The sequence below is a fragment of the Methylomonas sp. LL1 genome (assembly GCF_015711015.1).
Lineage (GTDB): Bacteria > Pseudomonadota > Gammaproteobacteria > Methylococcales > Methylomonadaceae > Methylomonas.
Window position 1 is genome coordinate 2,126,588 of record NZ_CP064653.1, and the last position, 19,246, is coordinate 2,145,833.

23 protein-coding genes are annotated in these 19,246 nt (G+C 54.2%); 19 read left to right on the top strand and 4 right to left on the bottom strand.

Going from position 1 to position 19,246, the window contains the following annotated elements:
* Positions 1–37: 37 nt before the first annotated feature.
* The 3 genes from IVG45_RS09895 to orn form a co-directional block, all read right to left on the bottom strand.
* A complete protein-coding gene (locus IVG45_RS09895; protein ID WP_196437646.1) occupies positions 38–418 on the bottom strand; it encodes a group I truncated hemoglobin in 381 nt (126 codons plus the stop codon).
* A 153-nt stretch (positions 419–571) separates the two neighbouring features.
* Positions 572–1,843: a serine--tRNA ligase gene (gene serS, locus IVG45_RS09900; RefSeq protein WP_196437647.1), complete on the bottom strand. Its 1,272-nt coding sequence runs from the start codon at positions 1,841–1,843 to the stop codon at positions 572–574.
* 143 nt (positions 1,844–1,986) lie between these two features.
* Positions 1,987–2,532, bottom strand: coding sequence for an oligoribonuclease (orn, locus tag IVG45_RS09905; RefSeq protein ID WP_196437648.1), 546 nt, complete (start codon positions 2,530–2,532; stop codon positions 1,987–1,989).
* Positions 2,533–2,621: 89 nt separating this feature from the next.
* Between orn and IVG45_RS09910 the strand changes: the two genes are divergently transcribed.
* Both IVG45_RS09910 and rsgA read left to right on the top strand, forming a co-directional pair.
* Positions 2,622–3,872: a M48 family metallopeptidase gene (locus IVG45_RS09910; RefSeq protein WP_196437649.1), complete on the top strand. Its 1,251-nt coding sequence runs from the start codon at positions 2,622–2,624 to the stop codon at positions 3,870–3,872.
* On the top strand, positions 3,872–4,762 hold the full coding sequence (gene rsgA / locus IVG45_RS09915; protein WP_196437650.1) for a ribosome small subunit-dependent GTPase A: 891 nt from the start codon (positions 3,872–3,874) through the stop codon (positions 4,760–4,762). The genes IVG45_RS09910 and rsgA overlap by 1 nt, the downstream gene beginning before the upstream one ends.
* 191 nt (positions 4,763–4,953) lie before the next feature.
* Here the strand turns inward: rsgA and IVG45_RS09920 are convergent, their stop codons facing one another.
* Positions 4,954–5,292, bottom strand: a complete 339-nt coding sequence (locus IVG45_RS09920; RefSeq protein ID WP_196437651.1) for a histidine triad nucleotide-binding protein — start codon at positions 5,290–5,292, stop codon at positions 4,954–4,956.
* Between the two features lie 185 nt (positions 5,293–5,477).
* On the opposite strand from IVG45_RS09920, the gene purD reads away from it, so the two are divergent.
* The 17 genes from purD to hypB all read left to right on the top strand — a co-directional run bounded on the left by purD (position 5,478) and on the right by hypB (position 19,162).
* Positions 5,478–6,752: a phosphoribosylamine--glycine ligase gene (purD, locus tag IVG45_RS09925; RefSeq protein ID WP_196437652.1), complete on the top strand. Its 1,275-nt coding sequence runs from the start codon at positions 5,478–5,480 to the stop codon at positions 6,750–6,752.
* A 693-nt stretch (positions 6,753–7,445) separates the two neighbouring features.
* The gene (locus IVG45_RS09930; protein WP_196437653.1) at positions 7,446–8,537 is read left to right on the top strand and encodes a hydrogenase small subunit; all 1,092 of its coding nucleotides are present in this window, start codon (positions 7,446–7,448) and stop codon (positions 8,535–8,537) included.
* The gene (locus IVG45_RS09935) at positions 8,537–10,333 is read left to right on the top strand and encodes a nickel-dependent hydrogenase large subunit (RefSeq protein ID WP_196437654.1); all 1,797 of its coding nucleotides are present in this window, start codon (positions 8,537–8,539) and stop codon (positions 10,331–10,333) included. Before IVG45_RS09930 ends, IVG45_RS09935 begins: the two co-directional genes overlap by 1 nt.
* A gap of 87 nt (positions 10,334–10,420) precedes the next feature.
* Positions 10,421–10,645, top strand: a complete 225-nt coding sequence (locus IVG45_RS09940; protein ID WP_196437655.1) for a hypothetical protein — start codon at positions 10,421–10,423, stop codon at positions 10,643–10,645.
* The gene (gene cybH / locus IVG45_RS09945; RefSeq protein ID WP_196437656.1) at positions 10,642–11,337 is read left to right on the top strand and encodes a Ni/Fe-hydrogenase, b-type cytochrome subunit; all 696 of its coding nucleotides are present in this window, start codon (positions 10,642–10,644) and stop codon (positions 11,335–11,337) included. Before IVG45_RS09940 ends, cybH begins: the two co-directional genes overlap by 4 nt.
* Before the next feature lie 87 nt (positions 11,338–11,424).
* A complete protein-coding gene (locus IVG45_RS09950) occupies positions 11,425–12,108 on the top strand; it encodes a HyaD/HybD family hydrogenase maturation endopeptidase (protein WP_196437657.1) in 684 nt (227 codons plus the stop codon).
* Complete coding sequence (locus tag IVG45_RS09955) at positions 12,108–12,404, top strand: HypC/HybG/HupF family hydrogenase formation chaperone (protein WP_196437658.1); 297 nt, start codon at positions 12,108–12,110, stop codon at positions 12,402–12,404. The genes IVG45_RS09950 and IVG45_RS09955 overlap by 1 nt, the downstream gene beginning before the upstream one ends.
* A complete protein-coding gene (locus tag IVG45_RS09960; RefSeq protein WP_196437659.1) occupies positions 12,401–12,820 on the top strand; it encodes a hydrogenase in 420 nt (139 codons plus the stop codon). The genes IVG45_RS09955 and IVG45_RS09960 overlap by 4 nt, the downstream gene beginning before the upstream one ends.
* Before the next feature lie 307 nt (positions 12,821–13,127).
* Positions 13,128–13,352 carry an addiction module protein gene (locus IVG45_RS09965; RefSeq protein ID WP_196437660.1) on the top strand — a complete coding sequence of 75 codons (225 nt, stop codon included), beginning with the start codon at positions 13,128–13,130 and terminating at the stop codon, positions 13,350–13,352.
* Complete coding sequence (locus IVG45_RS22990) at positions 13,349–13,645, top strand: type II toxin-antitoxin system RelE/ParE family toxin (RefSeq protein ID WP_196437661.1); 297 nt, start codon at positions 13,349–13,351, stop codon at positions 13,643–13,645. Before IVG45_RS09965 ends, IVG45_RS22990 begins: the two co-directional genes overlap by 4 nt.
* A 287-nt stretch (positions 13,646–13,932) precedes the next feature.
* Entirely contained in the window at positions 13,933–14,775 is an 843-nt protein-coding gene (locus IVG45_RS09975; protein ID WP_196437662.1) for a hypothetical protein, read from the top strand.
* A 439-nt stretch (positions 14,776–15,214) separates the two neighbouring features.
* Positions 15,215–16,060, top strand: a complete 846-nt coding sequence (locus tag IVG45_RS09980) for a hydrogenase expression/formation protein (RefSeq protein ID WP_196437663.1) — start codon at positions 15,215–15,217, stop codon at positions 16,058–16,060.
* Positions 16,057–16,278: a rubredoxin gene (locus tag IVG45_RS09985; RefSeq protein WP_196437664.1), complete on the top strand. Its 222-nt coding sequence runs from the start codon at positions 16,057–16,059 to the stop codon at positions 16,276–16,278. The genes IVG45_RS09980 and IVG45_RS09985 overlap by 4 nt, the downstream gene beginning before the upstream one ends.
* A 2-nt stretch (positions 16,279–16,280) precedes the next feature.
* On the top strand, positions 16,281–16,742 hold the full coding sequence (hybE, locus tag IVG45_RS09990; RefSeq protein ID WP_196437665.1) for a [NiFe]-hydrogenase assembly chaperone HybE: 462 nt from the start codon (positions 16,281–16,283) through the stop codon (positions 16,740–16,742).
* Entirely contained in the window at positions 16,743–17,912 is a 1,170-nt protein-coding gene (locus tag IVG45_RS09995; protein ID WP_196437666.1) for a nickel-dependent hydrogenase large subunit, read from the top strand. It abuts the gene before it with no gap.
* An 81-nt stretch (positions 17,913–17,993) separates the two neighbouring features.
* Positions 17,994–18,335, top strand: a complete 342-nt coding sequence (hypA, locus tag IVG45_RS10000; protein WP_196437667.1) for a hydrogenase maturation nickel metallochaperone HypA — start codon at positions 17,994–17,996, stop codon at positions 18,333–18,335.
* Positions 18,335–19,162, top strand: a complete 828-nt coding sequence (gene hypB / locus IVG45_RS10005) for a hydrogenase nickel incorporation protein HypB (RefSeq protein ID WP_196437668.1) — start codon at positions 18,335–18,337, stop codon at positions 19,160–19,162. Before hypA ends, hypB begins: the two co-directional genes overlap by 1 nt.
* Positions 19,163–19,246 lie beyond the last annotated feature (84 nt).

The window sequence follows — 19,246 nt, forward strand, 5'->3', positions numbered from 1 at the left end:
CAACGAGCTGAAATCGCTGGACTCCATAAGCATCACACTATTTACCCAGGACCTCGCCCCTAACCGATTCCACCAATGCGGCAGCTTCTCCGATCAAATCGGCGGGCACATTCAATTCCTGTAACGTTGCGCCAAAATGCTCCATCACAATGTCAAAATGGCTATCGTTCAATCCCATATTGACCAAACGGGCATGCCCGTCGCGCAATGAGCGCCCCGTATACTCATTCGGACCACCAAAAGCCACCGTCATAAAGGCTTTCAGATGCTCCACTTGTTTTGACATATCGGTTTTATCGAAAAAACGATTGATACGATAGTCATCGAGCACTTTGTGATAGAAAACATCCACGGCCGCATTGACTGCCGCTTCACCACCCAACCGCTCATATAGTGAGACTTTTTGTTCTTCGCTCATAGCACCCTCATATAATTTTTAATTATGTTTCGATTGCCAATAAACCGACAAACCATTTGATTTGCACAAGGCTTATCCAATCGATAAGGATGATACTGCATTATAGTTTCGATCCAAAACCGGATTAACATCATCCAGTTAGATTTATTTATCCTATCGGATGCATTCCACGCCGCCCATGTATTGACGCAACGCCACCGGCACCGTGATCGAGCCGTCTTCGTTCTGGTAGTTTTCCATAATTGCAATCAAGGTTCTGCCCGCGGCCAGACCGGAGCCGTTTAAGGTATGAACCAACTCAGGCTTACCCGTTTCGGGACTACGCCAACGCGCCTGCAACCGGCGAGCCTGAAAGTCCTTGAAATTACTGCACGACGAAATCTCCCGGTATTTCTGCTGCCCCGGCAACCAGACTTCCAGATCATAGGTTTTTGATGATGAAAAGCCGGTATCGCCCGCGCACAACAACACTTTTCGATACGGCAGATTCAGCTTTTTCAGAATCGCTTCCGCATGCCCCGTTAACTCTTCATGCGCTTGCGCCGATAGTTCGGGCGTAACGATTTGAACCAGTTCGACTTTTTCAAATTGATGCTGACGAATCATGCCACGCACGTCGCTACCATAAGCCCCCGCCTCGCTGCGGAAACAAGGTGAATGACAGACGTATTTCAACGGCATTTGCTTGGCATCGACGATCACATCGCGAACTATGTTGGTAACCGGCACTTCGGCGGTCGGAATCAGATAAAAAGTCGGATCGTTTTTAACCGTAAACAAATCCGCTTCGAACTTAGGCAGTTGCCCGGTCCCTCGCAAGCTTTCCGCGTTGGCCATGAACGGCACATAGGTTTCCTGATAACCGTGCTCATTAATATGAGTATCCAGCATCAACTGAATGATAGCCCGTTGCAGGGTAGCCAACTTACCAGCCAACACCACGAAGCGTGCTCCGGCGATTTTTGCGCCCAATTCAAAATTCATACCCAAGGGTTCGCCCAAATCCACATGATCTTTTGGGGTAAAATCAAATTCCGGCAATTCACCCCAGCGACCGATTTCGACATTATCCGCTTCGCTTTTACCGGCCGGCACCGATTCGTCCAAAATATTCGGCACCCCTTCCATGATCGCATTCAATTCCGACTGAATCTCGGCCAACTCGGTTTCTGCGGCTTTCAATTGATCGCCTAAATCCTGCACTTGATCCAGCAGAGGCTGAATATCTTCGCCCTTGGCTTTGGCCTGACCAATCGCTTTTGAGCGGGTATTGCGCTCGTTTTGCAAATCCTGAGTTCTAACTTGAATATCCTTACGGCGGCTTTCCAGTGCCATATAGCTGTCGGCATCGAATTCAATACCACGTCTTTTGAGTTGCTGTTGAACCAATTCCAGTTCACTTCTGAATAAACGGGGGTCTAACATGAGTATGTGTTACCTGAAGTAAGAGATTATGAACAGAATGACGCGCTGATTGTTTGCATCATGTAACTTGAACGGTATATCGAACTCCGCCGCAACCCTGTTGGATTAAAGATTCCGGCTAGCCGAGTTCAATACCGCTAATTTTAAAATTTGAAAAAATGCTCTCGATAATATTTCAGCTCGCCGATGGATTCCAAAATATCGTCCAGGGCCTTATGCGAGGCTTTTTTACTGAAACCGTCCTTGATTTGTGGCGCCCAGCGGCTGGCCAATTCCTTGACAGTGGACACATCCAGGTTGCGGTAATGAAAAAACGCTTCCAAGTTTGGCATGTGTCGATATAGAAAACGCCTATCCTGACAAATACTGTTGCCGCAAATCGGTGACGCATTGGCAGGCAGCCATTGCCGCAAAAACTCCAAGGTTAGTGTTTCGGCACCGGCTTCGTTAATGCTTGAATCCTTCACACGCTGGATCAAACCGGATTCACCATGGTGTTTCTGATTCCAGTCATCCATCGCCGCCAAAACCGCGTCCGATTGATGCACGGCCAACACCGGCCCCTCCGCCAGGATATTCAGGTTTTTATCGGTGACGACCGTGGCAATTTCGATAATCAAATCCTTGTCCGGATCGAGTCCGGTCATTTCCAGATCGATCCAAATAAGATTGTCAGCGTCCTGAGCCATTTTTAATTCCGTGATTATTAATGTTGCGGCAAATTGTAGCATTAGCTACCCTGTACCGCTAATTGTTAACCCCCCACCTTCCCGCATCAATGAACACCTTTACAGTCATTTTTTTATTCGCGTTAATTCTTTCGTACGGCATTCAATTCTGGCTATCCGCCCGGCAAAAATCCTACGTGGCCGGACATCGCGAGCAAGTGCCACAAGCCTTCAAGGATAGAGTACCGTTATCCGCCCACCAAAAAGCCGCCGATTACACCATCGAAAAAAGCAAACTCGGCGACATCGACAGTGGCTTCGGCATGCTGTTTTTGCTGTTGATCACGCTGGGTGGCGGCATTAGCCTGGTTTTCGATTTTTGGTCAACTTTCGAATTATCCGCGATGGTGGCCGATATTTTTGCGGTAGCCAGCATTTTTCTGCTGATGACAATCATCGAGATTCCATTCAGCCTCTACCAAACCTTTGTCATCGAAGACAAATACGGTTTCAACAAGAACACCCTGCCGCAATTTGCCAAGGACCAGTTAATCTCGCTCAGCCTGACGCTAGCCATCGGCCTGCCGATTTTAGCCCTCATTCTATGGGTAATGGACAGCATAGGCGGCCTCTGGTGGCTGTATGCCTGGGCCATCATCATGGGCTTTTCGTTGTTGATGAGTTGGTTGTTTCCCACCGTGATCGCCCCACTCTTTAACAAATTTACCCCAATGCAGGACGGCAGCCTGAAAGACCGGATTAAAAGCTTGCTGGAACGCTGCGGCTTCAATAGCCAGGGAATCTTCATCATGGACGGTTCGCGCCGTTCCGGTCACGGCAACGCCTATTTCACCGGCCTGGGTAACAACAAACGCATCGTGTTTTTCGACACTTTGGTCAACTCGCTGGATGAAGAGGAACTGGAAGCGGTACTGGCGCACGAACTGGGCCATTTCAAATGCAAGCATGTGATCAAGATGCTGATCGCCTCTTCCGTGATGACCTTGATCAGCTTCGCGGTTTTAGGCTGGTTGATCACGCAAGACTGGTTTTTCGACGGCCTTGGTGTCAGCACCCACTCCAACGCGGCAGCCTTATTGTTGTTCATGCTGGTGTCGCCGGTGTTTACCACCTTCATGCATCCGATCAGCGCTTATTTCCAGCGCAAATTCGAATTCGAAGCCGACGAATTCGCCACCCGCCACGCCCAAGGCAGCAAAATGATCAGCGGTTTGGTCAAACTTTACGAGGAAAACGCCAGCACCCTGACTCCCGATCCGCTTTATTCCGCGTTTCATTACAGCCATCCGCCAGCGGCGATTCGCATCGCGCATATCGAAGAAAAAATGCAGTCCGCCTGATGGCATCGCTCAGCGAAGGATTGGTTATCGCCCATCTCGGCAAGGGTATCGCCGTCGAACTGGGCGACCAGATCATACTCTGCCAGACCCTGCGAAAACTGGATACGGTAGTAGTCGGCGACAGGGTGATGATTTCGCAGCCCTCGCCCGATCAAGGACGCATCGAACAATTGTTACCCCGGCGTTCCGTGCTGCAACGCCCCAGCCGAGGCGAACAAATCAGGCCGGTGGCGGCCAATCTCGATACGATTTTCGTGGTGTTCGCCGCCGAGCCGGATTGCGATTTCCTATTGCTGGATCAGTATCTGGCCATCTGCGAAAACTGCAATATCGATGCCGCACTGGTGTTCAACAAGATCGATCTGCCCCACCGCGAATCGGTCGAACTGGAGTTGAAAAACTACCAAGCTTTGAATTATCGCTTATATAGAGTCAGCGCGAACCAGCGACTCGGTATCGACGATATAAAACAGGACTTGCGCGGACAGACCAGTATGTTTGCCGGCCAATCCGGGGTAGGAAAATCCTCGTTGACCAATACGCTGCTGCCGGACAAAACCCTTAAAATCAACAGCGTCTCCGAAACCACCCGCCACGGCCGCCATACCACCACCGCCGCCACACTCTATCATTTACCCGGCGGCGGCGATTTGATCGACAGCCCCGGCGTGGCGATTTTCGGTTTGGCGGGTTTATCGGAAGCGCAACTGGCCTGGGGCTACCGCGAGTTTCATCCCTTTATAGGCAAATGCCGATTTAACGACTGCCGCCATCTCAACGACAAGGACTGCGCCGTGCGCGAGGCTGCTGAAAACGGCTCGATTCCGTTCAGCCGTTATCAGCGTTTTCTGAAGCTCCGCGAGAAAATGCCACCTGCCAACCGTAACTAATCGGTGTTTTCTCTAATCTGGACGGAGAACCCCGTCCGGCACGGCTACCGGATTTATCGCTGAATTTAGCCTTAATCGCCGAGTGTTGCGATGCGCGGGAACAGGGGAAAACGATATTGCAAGCATCTGGAACGCCTTTGGCGTCTGTCTCATGCGGTCACTATTAAACCTAGCGTGAAACGCTGCCGAGATCAGCCCGGCGGCCAAGTCATGCGTCTGCCGCCCAGCACATGTAAATGCAGATGATGCACGGTCTGCCCGCCATCGTCGTTGCAATTAAACACAGTGCGGTAACCGCTTTCGGCATAACCTTGTTGCTCGGCGATTTTGGCGGCGGTTTGCAGCAATTGCCCGCCCAGCAAGGCATCGTCCAGCCCGTTCAAATTAGCCACATGCCGCTTGGGTACGATCAACACATGCATCGGCGCCTGCGGGTGAATATCCCGAAAGGCCAACACTTGGTCGTCTTCAAAAACCACATCCGGCTTGATCTCGCCGCTTACCATTTTGCAAAACAGACAGTCTGTCATTGCGCTGCTCCTTGTGTTTGTAAATTGCTGATTTCTTGTTTCAAGGGATTTGCCGCACCAACGGCCATCTTCCGAAACCGCACGCTACCACGAGCGATGCACAAAATCCAACCCGAGCAGCCAAATGCCGTTAAAATTTGCCGGAAAACTTTAGCCCATTCATCCACATAAGGTTCTGTCCCAATATGAGAATTCTGATCGTCGGCAGCGGCGGCCGTGAGCACGCACTGGCCTGGAAGGCCAAACAATCCCCGAAAGTCACCCAGGTATTCGTCGCCCCCGGCAATGCCGGCACCGCGCTGGAAGCGGACATCGAAAACGTCGCCATCCAGGTTGAAGACATCGACGGCCTGTTGAATTTCGCCCAGGCCCGCGACATCGCCTTGACCATCATCGGCCCTGAAGTACCGCTGGTCAAAGGCATCGTCGATGCGTTTAGCGCTGCCGGCCTGGCTTGCTTCGGACCGACCGCGCAAGCCGCGCAACTGGAAGGCTCGAAATCGTTCTGCAAGGATTTCATGGCCCGCCACAGCATTCCCACCGCCGATTATGAAACTTTTACCGATACCGAACAGGCGATTGCCTATATCCAACGCAAGGGCGCGCCCATCGTGGTCAAAGCCGACGGTCTGGCGGCCGGTAAAGGCGTGATCGTGGCCCAAACCGAACAACAAGCGATAGACGCCGTGCAAGACATGCTGTCCGGCAACAGCTTCGGCGAAGCCGGCCATCGCGTCGTGATCGAAGAATTTCTGGCCGGCGAGGAAGCCAGCTTCATCGTCATCGCCGACGGTCTGCACGCCTTGCCGATGGCCACTTCGCAGGATCACAAGGCCCGCGACAACGGCGACCAAGGACCCAACACCGGCGGCATGGGTGCGTACTCCCCTGCCCCCATCGTCACGCCGGAAATTCATCAACGGGTGATGGACGAAGTCATCTATCCAACCCTGAAAGGCATGCGCGATGACGGCAACGAATACACCGGTTTCCTGTACGCCGGTTTGATGATAGGCAAAAACGGCAGCATCAAAGTTCTGGAATACAACTGCCGCTTCGGCGACCCGGAAACCCAGCCTATCATGATGCGCTTGAAAAGCGATCTGGTAGAACTATGCCAAGCGGCTTTAAATAAAACCCTGGACCAGATCGGCACCGAATGGGACGAACGACCCGCCTTGGGCGTGGTGATGGCGGCCGGCGGCTATCCGGACGAATACGCCAAGGGCCACGTTATCAGCGGCTTACCAAGCGGCGACAGCGAAGACGGCAAAATCTTTCATGCCGGCACCCGCCAACAAGATGGCCACATCGTCACCGCCGGCGGCCGGGTGTTATGCGCTTGCGCGCTAGGCGAAACGATAGCCGAAGCCCAACAAAAAGCCTATCAGCTTTGTAAACCCATCGATTGGCAGGACGTTTATTACCGCACCGACATTGGCTTCAAGGCAATCGGCTAATCTGGTTGTTGGAATTCGGCCCGCAATCACTACTCAACCACGGAGATACGGAGCATAAAACCTCCGTGCTTCAGTGGTGAAAAATGGTCAATCTAACGCTCATGAAGTCTATGCATCGCCCAGAATACCCTGGGTACTGTTGCTTGCCGGACAGAACACCGTGAATACTTCAGTATAGGCTCGACGGAGGCATCCCTGCCGCCAACGCCTGTCCAACAAGTTACAGTATCCTCCCAATTATTTACTTTCAGAGCAACCTCACTCTGCCGAACCTCTGCCCGATAATCATTGCTATTGCGCCGCCCTAACGCAGTGCGATTGAGTAAACCTCTAGCTCTTGGACGCGGGCTAGACATGCCTTTAAGCCGGTTCTCCAACAAAATGCAATCCTGTAGCTTTTACATCAATCCGTACATACTTTTGTCACAATTGTTATAGCCATGACAATGGCTTTCGGCGTGCCAATTCATTTTTACCACAAATTACAAGGTTTTAATGCACGCAACAATCCAGGCATAAATGTTGCGCTATTAACAACCGACCCATGACGGCTCCGCCATAACCCTGGGCCGAATAATAATATAGCGCGCCCTATTCGGTGTTCGAGTATCGGCAGCGCCGTACCGAAAAGCCACGGCAGTCGATTCCGGCTCGTCGCTTCACAGGTCGCAAACGCCAACGCCAGGAGATTTCATGACCGAAACCTTTTACGATGTGATGCGCCGGCAAGGCATCACCCGCCGCAGTTTTCTAAAGTTTTGCAGCTTGACGGCCGCCTCGCTCGGCCTGAGTCCGGCCTTTGCGCCCAAGATCGCCCATGCCATGGAAACCAAACCACGCATCCCGGTGCTGTGGCTACATGGCCTGGAATGCACCTGTTGCTCGGAATCGTTCATCCGCTCCGGCCACCCGCTGGCTAAAGACGTGATTTTGTCGATGCTGTCGCTGGATTACGACGACACCATCATGGCCGCCGCCGGCCACAATGCCGAAGCCATCGTCGACGAGATCGTCGAAAAATACAAAGGCAATTACATTTTGGCCGTGGAAGGCAACCCGCCGCTAGCCGAAGACGGCATGTATTGCATCATCGGCGGCAAGCCTTTCGTCGAACAACTCAAGTATGCCGCCGAAAGCTGCAAGGCCATCATTTCCTGGGGTTCCTGCGCCTCCTGGGGTTGCGTGCAGGCTGCCAAGCCCAATCCGACCCGCGCCACGCCGGTGCATAAAGTACCCGGTCTGGCCGACAAACCCATCATTAAAGTGCCCGGTTGCCCGCCGATCGCCGAAGTGATGACCGCCGTGGTGGCTTACTTATTGACCTTCGACAAACTGCCTACCCTGGATAAACAAGGCCGGCCGCAGATGTTCTACAGCCAGCGCATCCACGACAAATGCTATCGGCGGCCGCATTTCGACGCCGGCCAGTTCGTCGAGCACTGGGACGACGAAGCCGCCCGCCAAGGCCATTGTCTTTACAAAATGGGCTGCAAGGGGCCGACCACTTACAACGCTTGTTCTACGGTGCGCTGGAACGAAGGCACCTCGTTTCCGATTCAGGCTGGCCACGGCTGTATCGGCTGCTCGGAAGACGGTTTCTGGGATAAAGGCAGCTTTTACGAGCGCCTCACCGACATCAATCAATTCGGCATCGAAGCCAACGCCGACGTGGTCGGAGGTACCGCTGCCGCCGTGGTGGGCGCCAGCATCGCCGCGCATGCCGGTTTGACGGCCTTGAATCGCGCCAAACAATCCGGTGACAAACATCCAGGAGCAGAACAATAATGACAGTCCGAAACACCCCCAACGGTTTTCATTTGAACGATGCCGGCCGCCGCGTGGTGGTCGACCCGGTCACCCGCATCGAAGGCCACATGCGTTGTGAAGTCAACATCGACGAAGACAACATCATCCGCAACGCCATCTCCAGCGGCACCATGTGGCGCGGACTGGAAGTGATCCTGAAAGGCCGCGACCCGCGCGATGCCTGGGCTTTCGTGCAACGTATCTGCGGCGTCTGCACCGGCACCCACGCCCTGACTTCGGTGCGGGCGGTTGAAGATGCACTAAAGATCAAGATTCCGGAAAACGCCAATTCGATCCGCAACCTGATGCAGCTCAGCCTGCAGGTGCAGGATCATCTGGTGCATTTCTATCATCTGCATGCACTGGATTGGGTGAATCCGGTCAACGCCTTGAAGGCCGATCCGGCCGCTACCTCGGCCTTGCAGCAATCGATTTCTCCGCACAATCCCAAATCCTCGCCCGGCTATTTCCGCGATACCCAAAACCGGCTGAAAAAATTCGTCGAATCCGGTCAATTGGGCCCGTTCAAGAACGGTTACTGGACCAATCCGGCCTATCTGTTACCTCCGGAAGCGGATTTGATGGCGGTCACGCATTATCTGGAAGCGCTGGATTTTCAAAAAGACATCATGAAAATCCGCACCATTTTCGGCGGCAAGGACCCGCACCCGAACTGGCTGGTCGGCGGCGTGCCTTGCGCGATAAACATTGACGGGGTTGGCGCCAACGGCGCCATCAACATGGAGCGACTGAATCTGGTGTCGTCGCTAATCGACCGCACTATAGACTTTATCGACCAAGTTTATATCCCGGATTTACTGGCCATCGCCCAATTCTACAAAGGCTGGCTTTACGGCGGCGGCATCTCGGGGCAAAGTTTGTTGGCTTATGGCGACATTCCGGACAATGCCAACGACTATTCGGCGGCTAACCTGCTGATGCCGCGCGGTGCCATCATCAACGGCGATTTAAGCAAGGTGCACGAAGTGGACTTGACCGATCCCGAACAGATCAAGGAATTCGTGCCGCACTCCTGGTACAAGTACCCGGATGAGGCAATCGGTCTGCACCCCTGGGACGGCATTACCGAACCCAATTACAAAATCGGCCCCAACACCAAGGGCGACCGCACCCATATTCAGGAACTGGACGAAGGCGCCAAATATTCCTGGATCAAAGCCCCGCGCTGGCGCGGCCATGCCATGGAAGTCGGGCCGCTGGCGCGTTATGTGGTCGGCTATGCGCAAGGCAACAAGGAAATCACCGAGCAAATCAACTTCGTGTTGAAAACCCTGGACGTACCGGTCAGCGCACTGTTCTCAACCTTGGGCAGAACCGCAGCCCGCGGCCTGGAAGCGCAATGGGCTGCCGGCAAGATGCGCTATTTCATGGACAAGATGATCGCCAACATCAAGGCCGGCGACCTGGCTACCGCCAACGTCGAACGTTGGGATCCGGACACCTGGCCGAGCAGCGTCAAGGGCGTCGGTTTTACCGAAGCCCCGCGCGGCGCGCTGGGTCATTGGCTGAAAATAGAAGATACCAAAATCGCCAATTACCAATGCGTGGTGCCGACCACCTGGAACGGTTCGCCGCGCGACGAGCAAGGCAACATCGGCGCCTTCGAAGCAGCCTTGATGAACACCAAAGTCGAGCGTCCCGAGGAACCGGTGGAAATTTTGCGCACACTGCACAGTTTCGACCCTTGTCTGGCCTGCTCGACCCATGTGATGAGTCCGGACGGTACGGAATTGACTACCGTTAAAGTGAGATAAACCAATGTAGGGCGCATTGCGTACCTTACGGTTCTGGTAATCGAATGTAGGGGCGAATTCATTCGCCCTGCTTCTTAGGAGAACAACATGTACAAATATTTAACAATAGCCACCTTGTTATTATCTTTCGGCAAAGCCGAAGCCCACAGCCATCCCGGCATCGATGCCTTGACGCACAGCCTGGAACATATGCTGACCGCTTACTCGGCCTGGTTGCCGTATCTGTTTACAGCCGGTTTATCGATTGCGGCGGCCGCACTGCTGCGTAGCCTTTGGCTGCGCGCCAAAGCGCCGGATCGGAGCGCAAAATGAGCGCGCCGCTTGCTCCGGTTTACGTTTACGAACTGCCGGTTCGGCTCTGGCACGGCGTCAATGCGCTGGCAATCACCGTGCTGGCCGTGACCGGCTATTTGATCGCCGATCCCTTAGCCTCGCCGGCCGGCGAGGCCTCCGAACATTTTTTGATGGGCTATATCCGTTTCGCCCATTTCGCCGCCGGCTATCTGCTGGCGATAGGCTTGCTGGGGCGCTTGTATTGGGCCTATGCCGGTAACGAGCATGCTCGGCAAATCTTTCTGCCGCCGCTGCTGAGCGCGCATTTCTGGGACGGCGTGCGTCAGGAAATCCTCTGGTACGCCTTTCTGGCCAAGGCACCGCGGCATTACATCGGCCACAACCCGCTGGCGATATTGGCGATGCATTTCGTGTTGGTGTGGGGCACGCTGTTCATGATCCTCACCGGCTTTGCCCTGTACGGCGAAGGCACCGGCCAAGGCAGTTGGCAATGGGTTTTGTTCAGCAGTTGGCTGCTGCCGCTGTTCGGCGACAGCCAAAGCGTGCACAGCTGGCATCATCTGGTGATGTGGGCCATCGTCTGTTTCGTGCTGATCCATATCTATGTAGCGGTGCGCGAGGATAAGTTGTCCGGTCAAAGCATGTTGTCGACCATCGCCAACGGCTGGCGCACCTTTAAAGACGACAAGCCGGTAGACGATGCGCATTAAACGTTGCATTTTTGACGATACCCTCTAGGGCACAAGTGCGCCTCCTAACGTCGGCACATCCTATATGATTCCGCTTGCAATGATTTTATGACTTCATCGCCTCAAATCCTATTGCTCGGCATCGGCAACGTCCTCTGGGCCGACGAAGGCTTTGGCGTACGTGTCGTCGAACATCTGCAAAAACACTACCGCTTCCCGGATAACGTAACGGTGCTGGACGGCGGTACCCAGGGCATGTATCTGGTCGAACACGTGCGGGCCGCCGAAGTATTGGTGGTATTCGATGCGGTCGATTACGGCCTGCCGCCGGCCACCCTCAAACGGGTCGAAAACGACGATGTGCCCAATTTCCTTGGCGCCAAAAAAATCAGTCTGCATCAAACTGGTTTTCAAGAGGTATTGGCAACCGCGCAAATGCTCGGCCAATACCCAAAACATCTGCTGTTGATCGGCGTGCAGCCGGAAGAACTGGACGATTACGGCGGCAGCCTGCGGGCCAGCGTCAAGGCACAAATCCAACCGGCGATAGACATGGCTTTAAGCTATCTGCAAAACTTCGGCATCGTCCCCGCCGCTACCGGCGCCGCTATCGACTTGGCCGATCCTGCCCTGGACATGCAGCGTTACGAACGAGAGCGTCCCTCCTCCGCTCAAGCCTGCCGCATCGGCGACCAGCGCATCCTGGCCTCCGGCCTGTTTGAAGCGCGTCCGCCGCAAACATCCGATCAGCCCAGCCTGCGGGTCGATGTGGATTATCGAGGCAAATACTGATGTGCATTGGCATACCGATGCAAGTCATCGAGCCGCGCGGCGAATCGGCTCTATGCGCTTACCGGGGCCAAACCAGCTTGATCGACATGATGCTGGTCGGCGAACAACCCGCCGGCACCTGGCTGCTGGTTTTTCTGGACGCGGCGCGGGAAGTCATCGACGCCGAAAAAGCCCGGCAAATCGCCGACGCCCTGGAAGCCATGCGCTTGGCAATGCAGGGTGAAACCGCCTTCGACCATTTGTTCGCCGATCTGGCCGATCGTAAACCCGAACTACCGGAGTTTTTAAGATCATGAGCACAGTCATTCTGAACCAGCCACAAACCCTGCACGGCCTGCCGCTGCTGGACGCCGACAATTACGAGATGTTCGTGCACCGTCATGACAATGTGGTGCTGTTTTTCCGCAACGACCCGCTGATGTTTCCGGAAAGCCACGACGTGGCGGTGATATTACCGGAATTGTTGAAGGTGTTTGCCGACCGGCTGCAGGGTGCCGTAATCGCCCAGACCATCGAACGCGAACTACAGGCCCGCTTTCGCTTCACCAGCTGGCCATCGTTGGTGTTTTTACGGCGCGGCGAATATTTGGGCGTGATCACCGGCATACAGGATTGGGGGGAATACGGACAGGAGTTTGCCCGCATACTGGCTTTACAACCTCAGCAACCGCCGGGGTTTGATTTGGGGAAGGTTTGTGGGGGGCATGCCTAGTTTGGTTTTATTTGGCTAAAGCCGTTTGATATAAACCAATGGATATTGGTTATCCAGAAGATTAATCCCCTCTCCTGCTGAACGACTGCATGGATGCCACCACTAAAGGGTGGTCTATGGACAGAGGTAGTGCAACGTCTGGAACAGTTGCCGAGAGGGCTGGCTAGGGTGAGGAGAATCTAAACTTCATCTGCTCTTTAACAATTTGGTGTCGCTATCGCGACGAATATGCGGTTGGACGTATACTATCGACGTCAAGCCAATTCTCGCTTGACGCAATGTTTTACGCAACAGGAGTATCGCCGACATGAATCTCGCTCAACTGGAAGCCGAAATATTTTCCTTACCACTTCAAGACCGGGCTGCTTTGGCACAACGTCTGTTATTGAGCCTCGAAGAAGTTTCCGAGTCGGAATTCGAGCAGTTTTGGGGCGAAGAATCGGCGCGTCGAGTGGCTGAATACGACGCAGGCAAAGTGCAATCTGTTCCCGGTTCAGCGGTTGCCGAGAAAGCCCGAGCATTGCTACGGTGAATTACGAGTTTGTTCCCGAAGCGGAAGCTGAATATCTGGCAGCGATTCGGTTTTATCAAGATCAACAAAATCGACTGGGTGCGTTGCTAATCGACGACTTCGAAAGAGCAATAACCTTAATTATTCAAAAACCGGAAACTTGGCGGCTGGTTCATCCATCAGGAATCCGCCGCCTTGGCCTGTCGCGCTTTCCATATTCGGTGTTTTATCGAAGCGCTTCCGGTCGCATCTTGGTTACCGCGTTTGCTCATCATCGGCGTAGACCAGATTACTGGTTGGCTCGGGTTAAATAAGATGTCGCAATTGTGACGGATTATTTGTATATCGGTTTTCGGACCGACAGCCGAGATACTTTCTTTTGCGGCATCCTTGCCGCTCCCTTATCAGGATATTCTCGCCAAAAGCTGCGATGTTCGGGGCGGAATAACGGGAACAACCCCATCGCGAGATGAAAGGCTGTTAGATGATTTTGAAGGCTAGGATTGTAATTGTGTTGTAGGCTGCCGACGATGGAGGACACATCGCTCGCGACCGATGCGCGTCACTCCGTTCAGCACATCCTACCGTAATTGGAATTTTTATGCGAAAACTTAAAATAGAACAATGCCTTGAAAACATTCAAGCCACCTACCATGAACCAAGCATTTGCTGGGAGCAAGAATGCGCTGAATTTTTGCTAAATGAAAATAGCCCTAATACCGGCCGGTTAATAGTTTGGAAAGATGATGTCCCACCTGAATTAATTGGTATAGAGATAGGTGATCTAAAACTCAAAATTGATCAGTTCTTGCTAGCCATGCAAATCATGGATAACCCCAGAATGAGAAAAGGAGATGAGCCTACTATTAATTACCGCTCAAGCGATGGGAAAGAATTTAGTATTCCAACTAGGTGTCCACAAGAACTATTGAATGTTATCGAAATGCATGAACGTGGCGAGCCATATGGACGTATTTTAGGAGGAGGCTTCAATTCTACCCTCCAAGCTAAGGTAATAATGAGTCCAGTATCTTTACCCAAAACTTTCCCACAGACTTGCTTGGAATTTCAAAGGCTAATCGGAATTTTCAGCGAGGCCGAGTATTTCTCCGGCCCTTATCTGGTTGAGCATCAATTAAGAAATTATTTTTTAATAATGGAAGAATGCTGTGATACTAATAAAGGGAGGGGTGTTTCTAAGCCAGATTTTTATAATGATGTAAAGATGGCCAGAGATTTTGTATCTCATGCTATTATCGATTATCCTAATCCCAGGTCTTTTTTAGAAAAAAATTTTCCTGAATCCATAATTCATGAAAATGGCAACACATACGCCAAATTTGATAGAAGCAAAGATTCTCATATCAATTTTATTCGGATATACAGGGATAAAGCCTATCTTTGGGTAAAGGACTGTTTGAAAAATTTAAGCCATCTAGGGTAGGCATTTTGCCCACCCTTTACGACATTAATCTCTCGGATTCCAAATAATTTTCGATTGCCACATTTCCCCGCGTGGGCACGAAAAGCGTGTGCCCACCCTACATTTATCCAAGTTTCCGCCGAATTTCGGGACGGGTTTCCTCCCGTTATACCGCGCCGAGCACCGGAGGTTTTGAGCGGATCAGCCCGCAGGGGCGATGCAGGGATGCATCGCATTTTACGTAGGGGCTGGGAGGCCCCTTCGGAAAACCCCGTTCAAAAACTTCGGCGCGCAGGATCAACGCGGAATCCGGGTCGCCTTTTCTTTGGATACTTTCTTTTGGCGACGCAAAAGAAAGTATCTCGCCCGTCGGTGCGAGAACCGACTTCAAAAAACATCCTCGCGATAGATAGCGACACCAAATAAAACAAACACCTAAACATAAACAAACACCCAAAACATGACCTCAATATCCCTCCCCATTTTCGGCCAAGGCAGTCAACCCGCCGAGGAAGACGGCGTCGAGCTGGAATATCTGGCGATGCCGGAAGAAATGACCACCTACCGGATGCCGCAGATTTCGGTCGATTTGAACGCAGCGGATTTGGTGCAAGCCAAGACCGTGCTGCAGCAGCTCGAACAGGATTTGGCGGCTTACCCGACAGGCAACGCTACCATCGACCTGATCGGCCTGGATCAGACCAACCGCCGTTTCGTCGACGAACTACTCGGCGAAGGCGAGGTCAGCGTGATTTGCGGCGGCGCGCACCAACTGCGCATCCAGGAATCGGTGCTGGCCGGGGTTTGGCGCTCGCAGCAAAGCGACGGCCAACGCCTGCTCGCCGACGTGTTGGAGGTCGGCATCATGCCGCAAAGCGTCGCCCAAACGGCCTTCGCCGCTGCCGCCGAGCAAATCGATAGCGACATGAGCGCGCTGCCGGACGGGGTGATGAACGCGCCGCCGTTGCTGGCCGAGCTGAATGCCAAAATCGCCGCCTACCGGCCCGGCGACGAGGCCCATATCATCAACCTGAGCCTACTGCCGCAAACCGAGCAGGATCTGGCGTTTCTGGAGCAACGTCTGGGACAAGGCACGGTGACGATCTTGTCGCGCGGTTACGGCAATTGCCGGATCAGCGCCACCGGCAGCCGTAACGTCTGGTGGGTGCGTTATTTCAATTCGCAGGATACTTTGATCCTCAACACGCTGGAAGTCAGCGAAGTGCCGAGTGTGGCTTGCGCCTCGCCGGAGGACATTGCCGACAGCCACCAGCGTTTGCGGGAAATTTTGCAGGTGTATTTGTGAGCGAGGCGTTTTTTGCCGGCGCCTACGGTGTCGATGACTCGCGCCTGCCACCCAATGCCAAACTGGAATGCAAAATCTGCTGGCATGTTTACGACCCGGCCGAGGGTGACGAAGTCTGGCAAGTAGCGCCAGGTACCGCGTTTGCCGAGCTGCCGGATTTCTGGAGCTGCCCGCAATGCGGCGCGCCGAAACGCGACTTTCTGGTGATGGACGCCTGAGCATGCAATGGCTGGATGGCGCCCAAATCGAACAGGCGCTGGAACAAACCTTCAACCAGATTCTGACGACGCGAATGCTCGGCATGCCCTTGCTCAACCCGGCCCTTGCGGTGCGGGCGCTCGGTTTCGGCCGGGTTAACCGCGACTGGCTGGGGGTATTGATCACGCCATGGTGCATGAATCTGCTAATGTTACCGACAACGGACTCCGATTGGATAACACAGCCGCCCGGCAACAAATTCGAGCAAGCGTTTCCTTACGGCAGTTTCGAATTTACCGTGGCGTGCGAGGCGCAACTCGGCACTTACGCGCAATGTTCGCTGTTCTCGCCGATGTTTCAATTTGCAGATCAGGCCGCCGCCGTGACCGCCGGACTGTCGGCTTTGCAAGCGTTGCTAAGCCACCCGGCGCCACGCGCGGTCAGCCGGCGCGACATGCTGCGCGGCCAGTTCGGCGGTCGCTGAGTGACGGCGGTCGGGGAAATTCAGCTGGAATTGACGCATCGTGGCGGGCAAGCCAGCGCGGCGCGCATCGTCTCGACCCGACCGCAAGCGGCGGCGCAGGTGTTGCTCGGCAAAACGCCCGAACAGCTGTTGAGCACAGTGCCGCTACTGTTTTCGCTCTGCGGCAACGCCCAGTCTTATGCCGCGTTGCTGGCCTGCCGCGCCGCGCTGGGCTTGGATGCGGAGCCGGAGGCCGATGCCGCGCGGGAATGTTTGCTGAAATTGGAAACCGTGCGCGAACACGCCTGGCGGATATTGCTCGATTGGCCCGGCCTGCTCGGCCGCCAACCGGATAAAGCCGCCGTCGCCGCCTTGCTGAAACTGACCACTCGTTTCAAGCCGTGTTTGTTTGGCGACAGCGAGGCGTTTAAGCTGGATAGCCATTTGCAAATCGACTCGGACCGGCTGGCCGGCTTGCTGGCGGAATTGAACGAATTGCTCAATCAAACGATTTTCGATGGCGGCATGCGGGCCTTTCATGCCATCGCCGACGAAACGCAATTGACTGGCTGGCTAGTGGGTAACACTGCCTTGTCCGCCGACTTATTGCATGGCTTGTATCGGCTGGATTGGCAGGCGGTTGGCCGCAACGACATCGGCTGTCTGCCGGCATTGGACAACCCAAGCTTGCTGGCGCACTTACAAACACAGGATTTATCGGCCTTCTGCCGCGCCCCGCAGTGGCAAGGCCAATGCCATGAATCGACGCCGCTTGGCCGGCAGCAATCGCAGCCTTTAATCGCCGCACTACAAAACCGTTACGGCAACGGTTTGCTGGCGCGATTCGCGGCGGTTCTGTGGGAGGTAGCGGACATTACGCTAAGGCTGGAGCGATTCGGCGAAACCGAATTTATGCCGGCATCGGCTTATGGCGGCGACGGCATCGGTCTGGCGCAAGTGCCGGCGGCGCGTGGTTTATTGGTTCATCGTCTGGTATTGCGGGATGGCCGGGTGTACGATTACCGAATCGTCGCCCCTACCGAATGGAATTTTCATCCCGCCGGCGTAGTCGCACAAGGCCTAAAAGCCTTGCGCGCGGTCGACGCGGATAGTTTGCGGCGGCAGGCGAAATGGCTGATCAATGCGGTCGATCCCTGCGTGGCCTATAGTTTGATATTGAATGAAAGGTAGGTTACGCAGCGCGTACCATCGATAGCTTCAAAGGTACGCGCTGCGTACCCTACGGCTGAAATAGTTTGACTGGTAACCATCATGCACGAAATGTCGCTCTGCGAGAGCGTATTACAAATCATCGAACATCAAGCCCAAACCCAGCATTACCGCAAGGTGACAGCCGTGTGGCTGGAGATCGGCGCCTTATCCGGCGTCGAGCCGGAGGCAATGCGTTTCAGCTTTGAAGTGGTGATGCAAGGCTCGCTGGCCGAAGCGGCCAGACTGGAAATTATCGAGCTGCCGGGCATTGCCTGGTGCATGCCCTGCGGCCGGGAAGTACCGGTGCAACAGCTATACGACGAATGCCCGCACTGCGGCAGCCATCAATTACAGATCGTCGGCGGCGATCAAATGCGAATCAAGGAACTGGAGGTAGAATAATGTGCGGCATCTGCGGCTGCGGCGAGGGACATGTCCACTCGCACGACGAACAACACGATCATGAGCATCCTCACGATCACCAGCACGGCCATGAACACGGTCATCACCACCATCATGAACACGGCCCCGAACATGCGCATGCTCCCGGCCTGACCCAGGCCCGCATGGTGCAAATCGAGCAGGACATCCTGGCCAAAAACAACCGTTATGCCGACGAAAACCGTTGTTATTTCGCCGATCGCGGCATGCTGGCCTTGAATCTGGTCTCCAGCCCCGGCTCCGGCAAAACCACCCTGCTGACCGAAACCATCACCCGATTGAAGGGCGAACTGGACATCGCGGTCATCGAAGGCGACCAGCAAACCGCCCGCGACGCCGACCGCATCCGCGCCACCGGCGTGGCGGCGGTACAAATCAACACCGGCAAGGGCTGCCATCTCGATGCCCACCGTGTCGGCCATGCGCTGGAAAGCCTGAATTTGCCCAACCACAGCCTGCTGTTCATCGAAAACGTCGGCAACTTGGTCTGCCCGTCGGCCTTCGATTTGGGCGAGGCGCACAAGGTGGTGATCCTGTCAGTCACCGAGGGCGAGGACAAACCGATCAAATACCCGGACATGTTCCATGCCGCCGATTTGATGATCCTGAACAAAACCGACCTGTTGCCGTATCTGGATTTCGACGTCGAGCAATGCATCCGTTATGCGAAACAGGTTAATCCGCGTATCAAGGTATTGTCCTTATCGGCCAAGACCGGGGAAGGCATGGAGAGTTGGTTGAAGTGGTTGAAAGCGGAGTTGGAGTTGCAGCGGATTGATTATGCTTGATGGGTTATTGGTGATAGCTCGATTTGCTATCGGCGGCTAGTGATTCAGTTACCTTTCCCTGTGGGAGAGGGCGAATATAATTGG

Bases quoted from the DNA above. Each gene is read 5' to 3' on its own strand.
- IVG45_RS09895 (WP_196437646.1), bottom strand. From the start codon at position 418: ATGAGCGAAGAACAAAAAGTCTCACTATATGAGCGGTTGGGTGGTGAA.
- serS (WP_196437647.1), bottom strand. From the start codon at position 1,843: ATGTTAGACCCCCGTTTATTCAGAAGTGAACTGGAATTGGTTCAACAG.
- orn (WP_196437648.1), bottom strand. From the start codon at position 2,532: ATGGCTCAGGACGCTGACAATCTTATTTGGATCGATCTGGAAATGACC.
- IVG45_RS09910 (WP_196437649.1), top strand. From the start codon at position 2,622: ATGAACACCTTTACAGTCATTTTTTTATTCGCGTTAATTCTTTCGTAC.
- rsgA (WP_196437650.1), top strand. From the start codon at position 3,872: ATGGCATCGCTCAGCGAAGGATTGGTTATCGCCCATCTCGGCAAGGGT.
- IVG45_RS09920 (WP_196437651.1), bottom strand. From the start codon at position 5,292: ATGACAGACTGTCTGTTTTGCAAAATGGTAAGCGGCGAGATCAAGCCG.
- purD (WP_196437652.1), top strand. From the start codon at position 5,478: ATGAGAATTCTGATCGTCGGCAGCGGCGGCCGTGAGCACGCACTGGCC.
- IVG45_RS09930 (WP_196437653.1), top strand. From the start codon at position 7,446: ATGACCGAAACCTTTTACGATGTGATGCGCCGGCAAGGCATCACCCGC.
- IVG45_RS09935 (WP_196437654.1), top strand. From the start codon at position 8,537: ATGACAGTCCGAAACACCCCCAACGGTTTTCATTTGAACGATGCCGGC.
- IVG45_RS09940 (WP_196437655.1), top strand. From the start codon at position 10,421: ATGTACAAATATTTAACAATAGCCACCTTGTTATTATCTTTCGGCAAA.
- cybH (WP_196437656.1), top strand. From the start codon at position 10,642: ATGAGCGCGCCGCTTGCTCCGGTTTACGTTTACGAACTGCCGGTTCGG.
- IVG45_RS09950 (WP_196437657.1), top strand. From the start codon at position 11,425: ATGACTTCATCGCCTCAAATCCTATTGCTCGGCATCGGCAACGTCCTC.
- IVG45_RS09955 (WP_196437658.1), top strand. From the start codon at position 12,108: ATGTGCATTGGCATACCGATGCAAGTCATCGAGCCGCGCGGCGAATCG.
- IVG45_RS09960 (WP_196437659.1), top strand. From the start codon at position 12,401: ATGAGCACAGTCATTCTGAACCAGCCACAAACCCTGCACGGCCTGCCG.
- IVG45_RS09965 (WP_196437660.1), top strand. From the start codon at position 13,128: ATGAATCTCGCTCAACTGGAAGCCGAAATATTTTCCTTACCACTTCAA.
- IVG45_RS09975 (WP_196437662.1), top strand. From the start codon at position 13,933: ATGCGAAAACTTAAAATAGAACAATGCCTTGAAAACATTCAAGCCACC.
- IVG45_RS09980 (WP_196437663.1), top strand. From the start codon at position 15,215: ATGACCTCAATATCCCTCCCCATTTTCGGCCAAGGCAGTCAACCCGCC.
- hybE (WP_196437665.1), top strand. From the start codon at position 16,281: ATGCAATGGCTGGATGGCGCCCAAATCGAACAGGCGCTGGAACAAACC.
- hypA (WP_196437667.1), top strand. From the start codon at position 17,994: ATGCACGAAATGTCGCTCTGCGAGAGCGTATTACAAATCATCGAACAT.
- hypB (WP_196437668.1), top strand. From the start codon at position 18,335: ATGTGCGGCATCTGCGGCTGCGGCGAGGGACATGTCCACTCGCACGAC.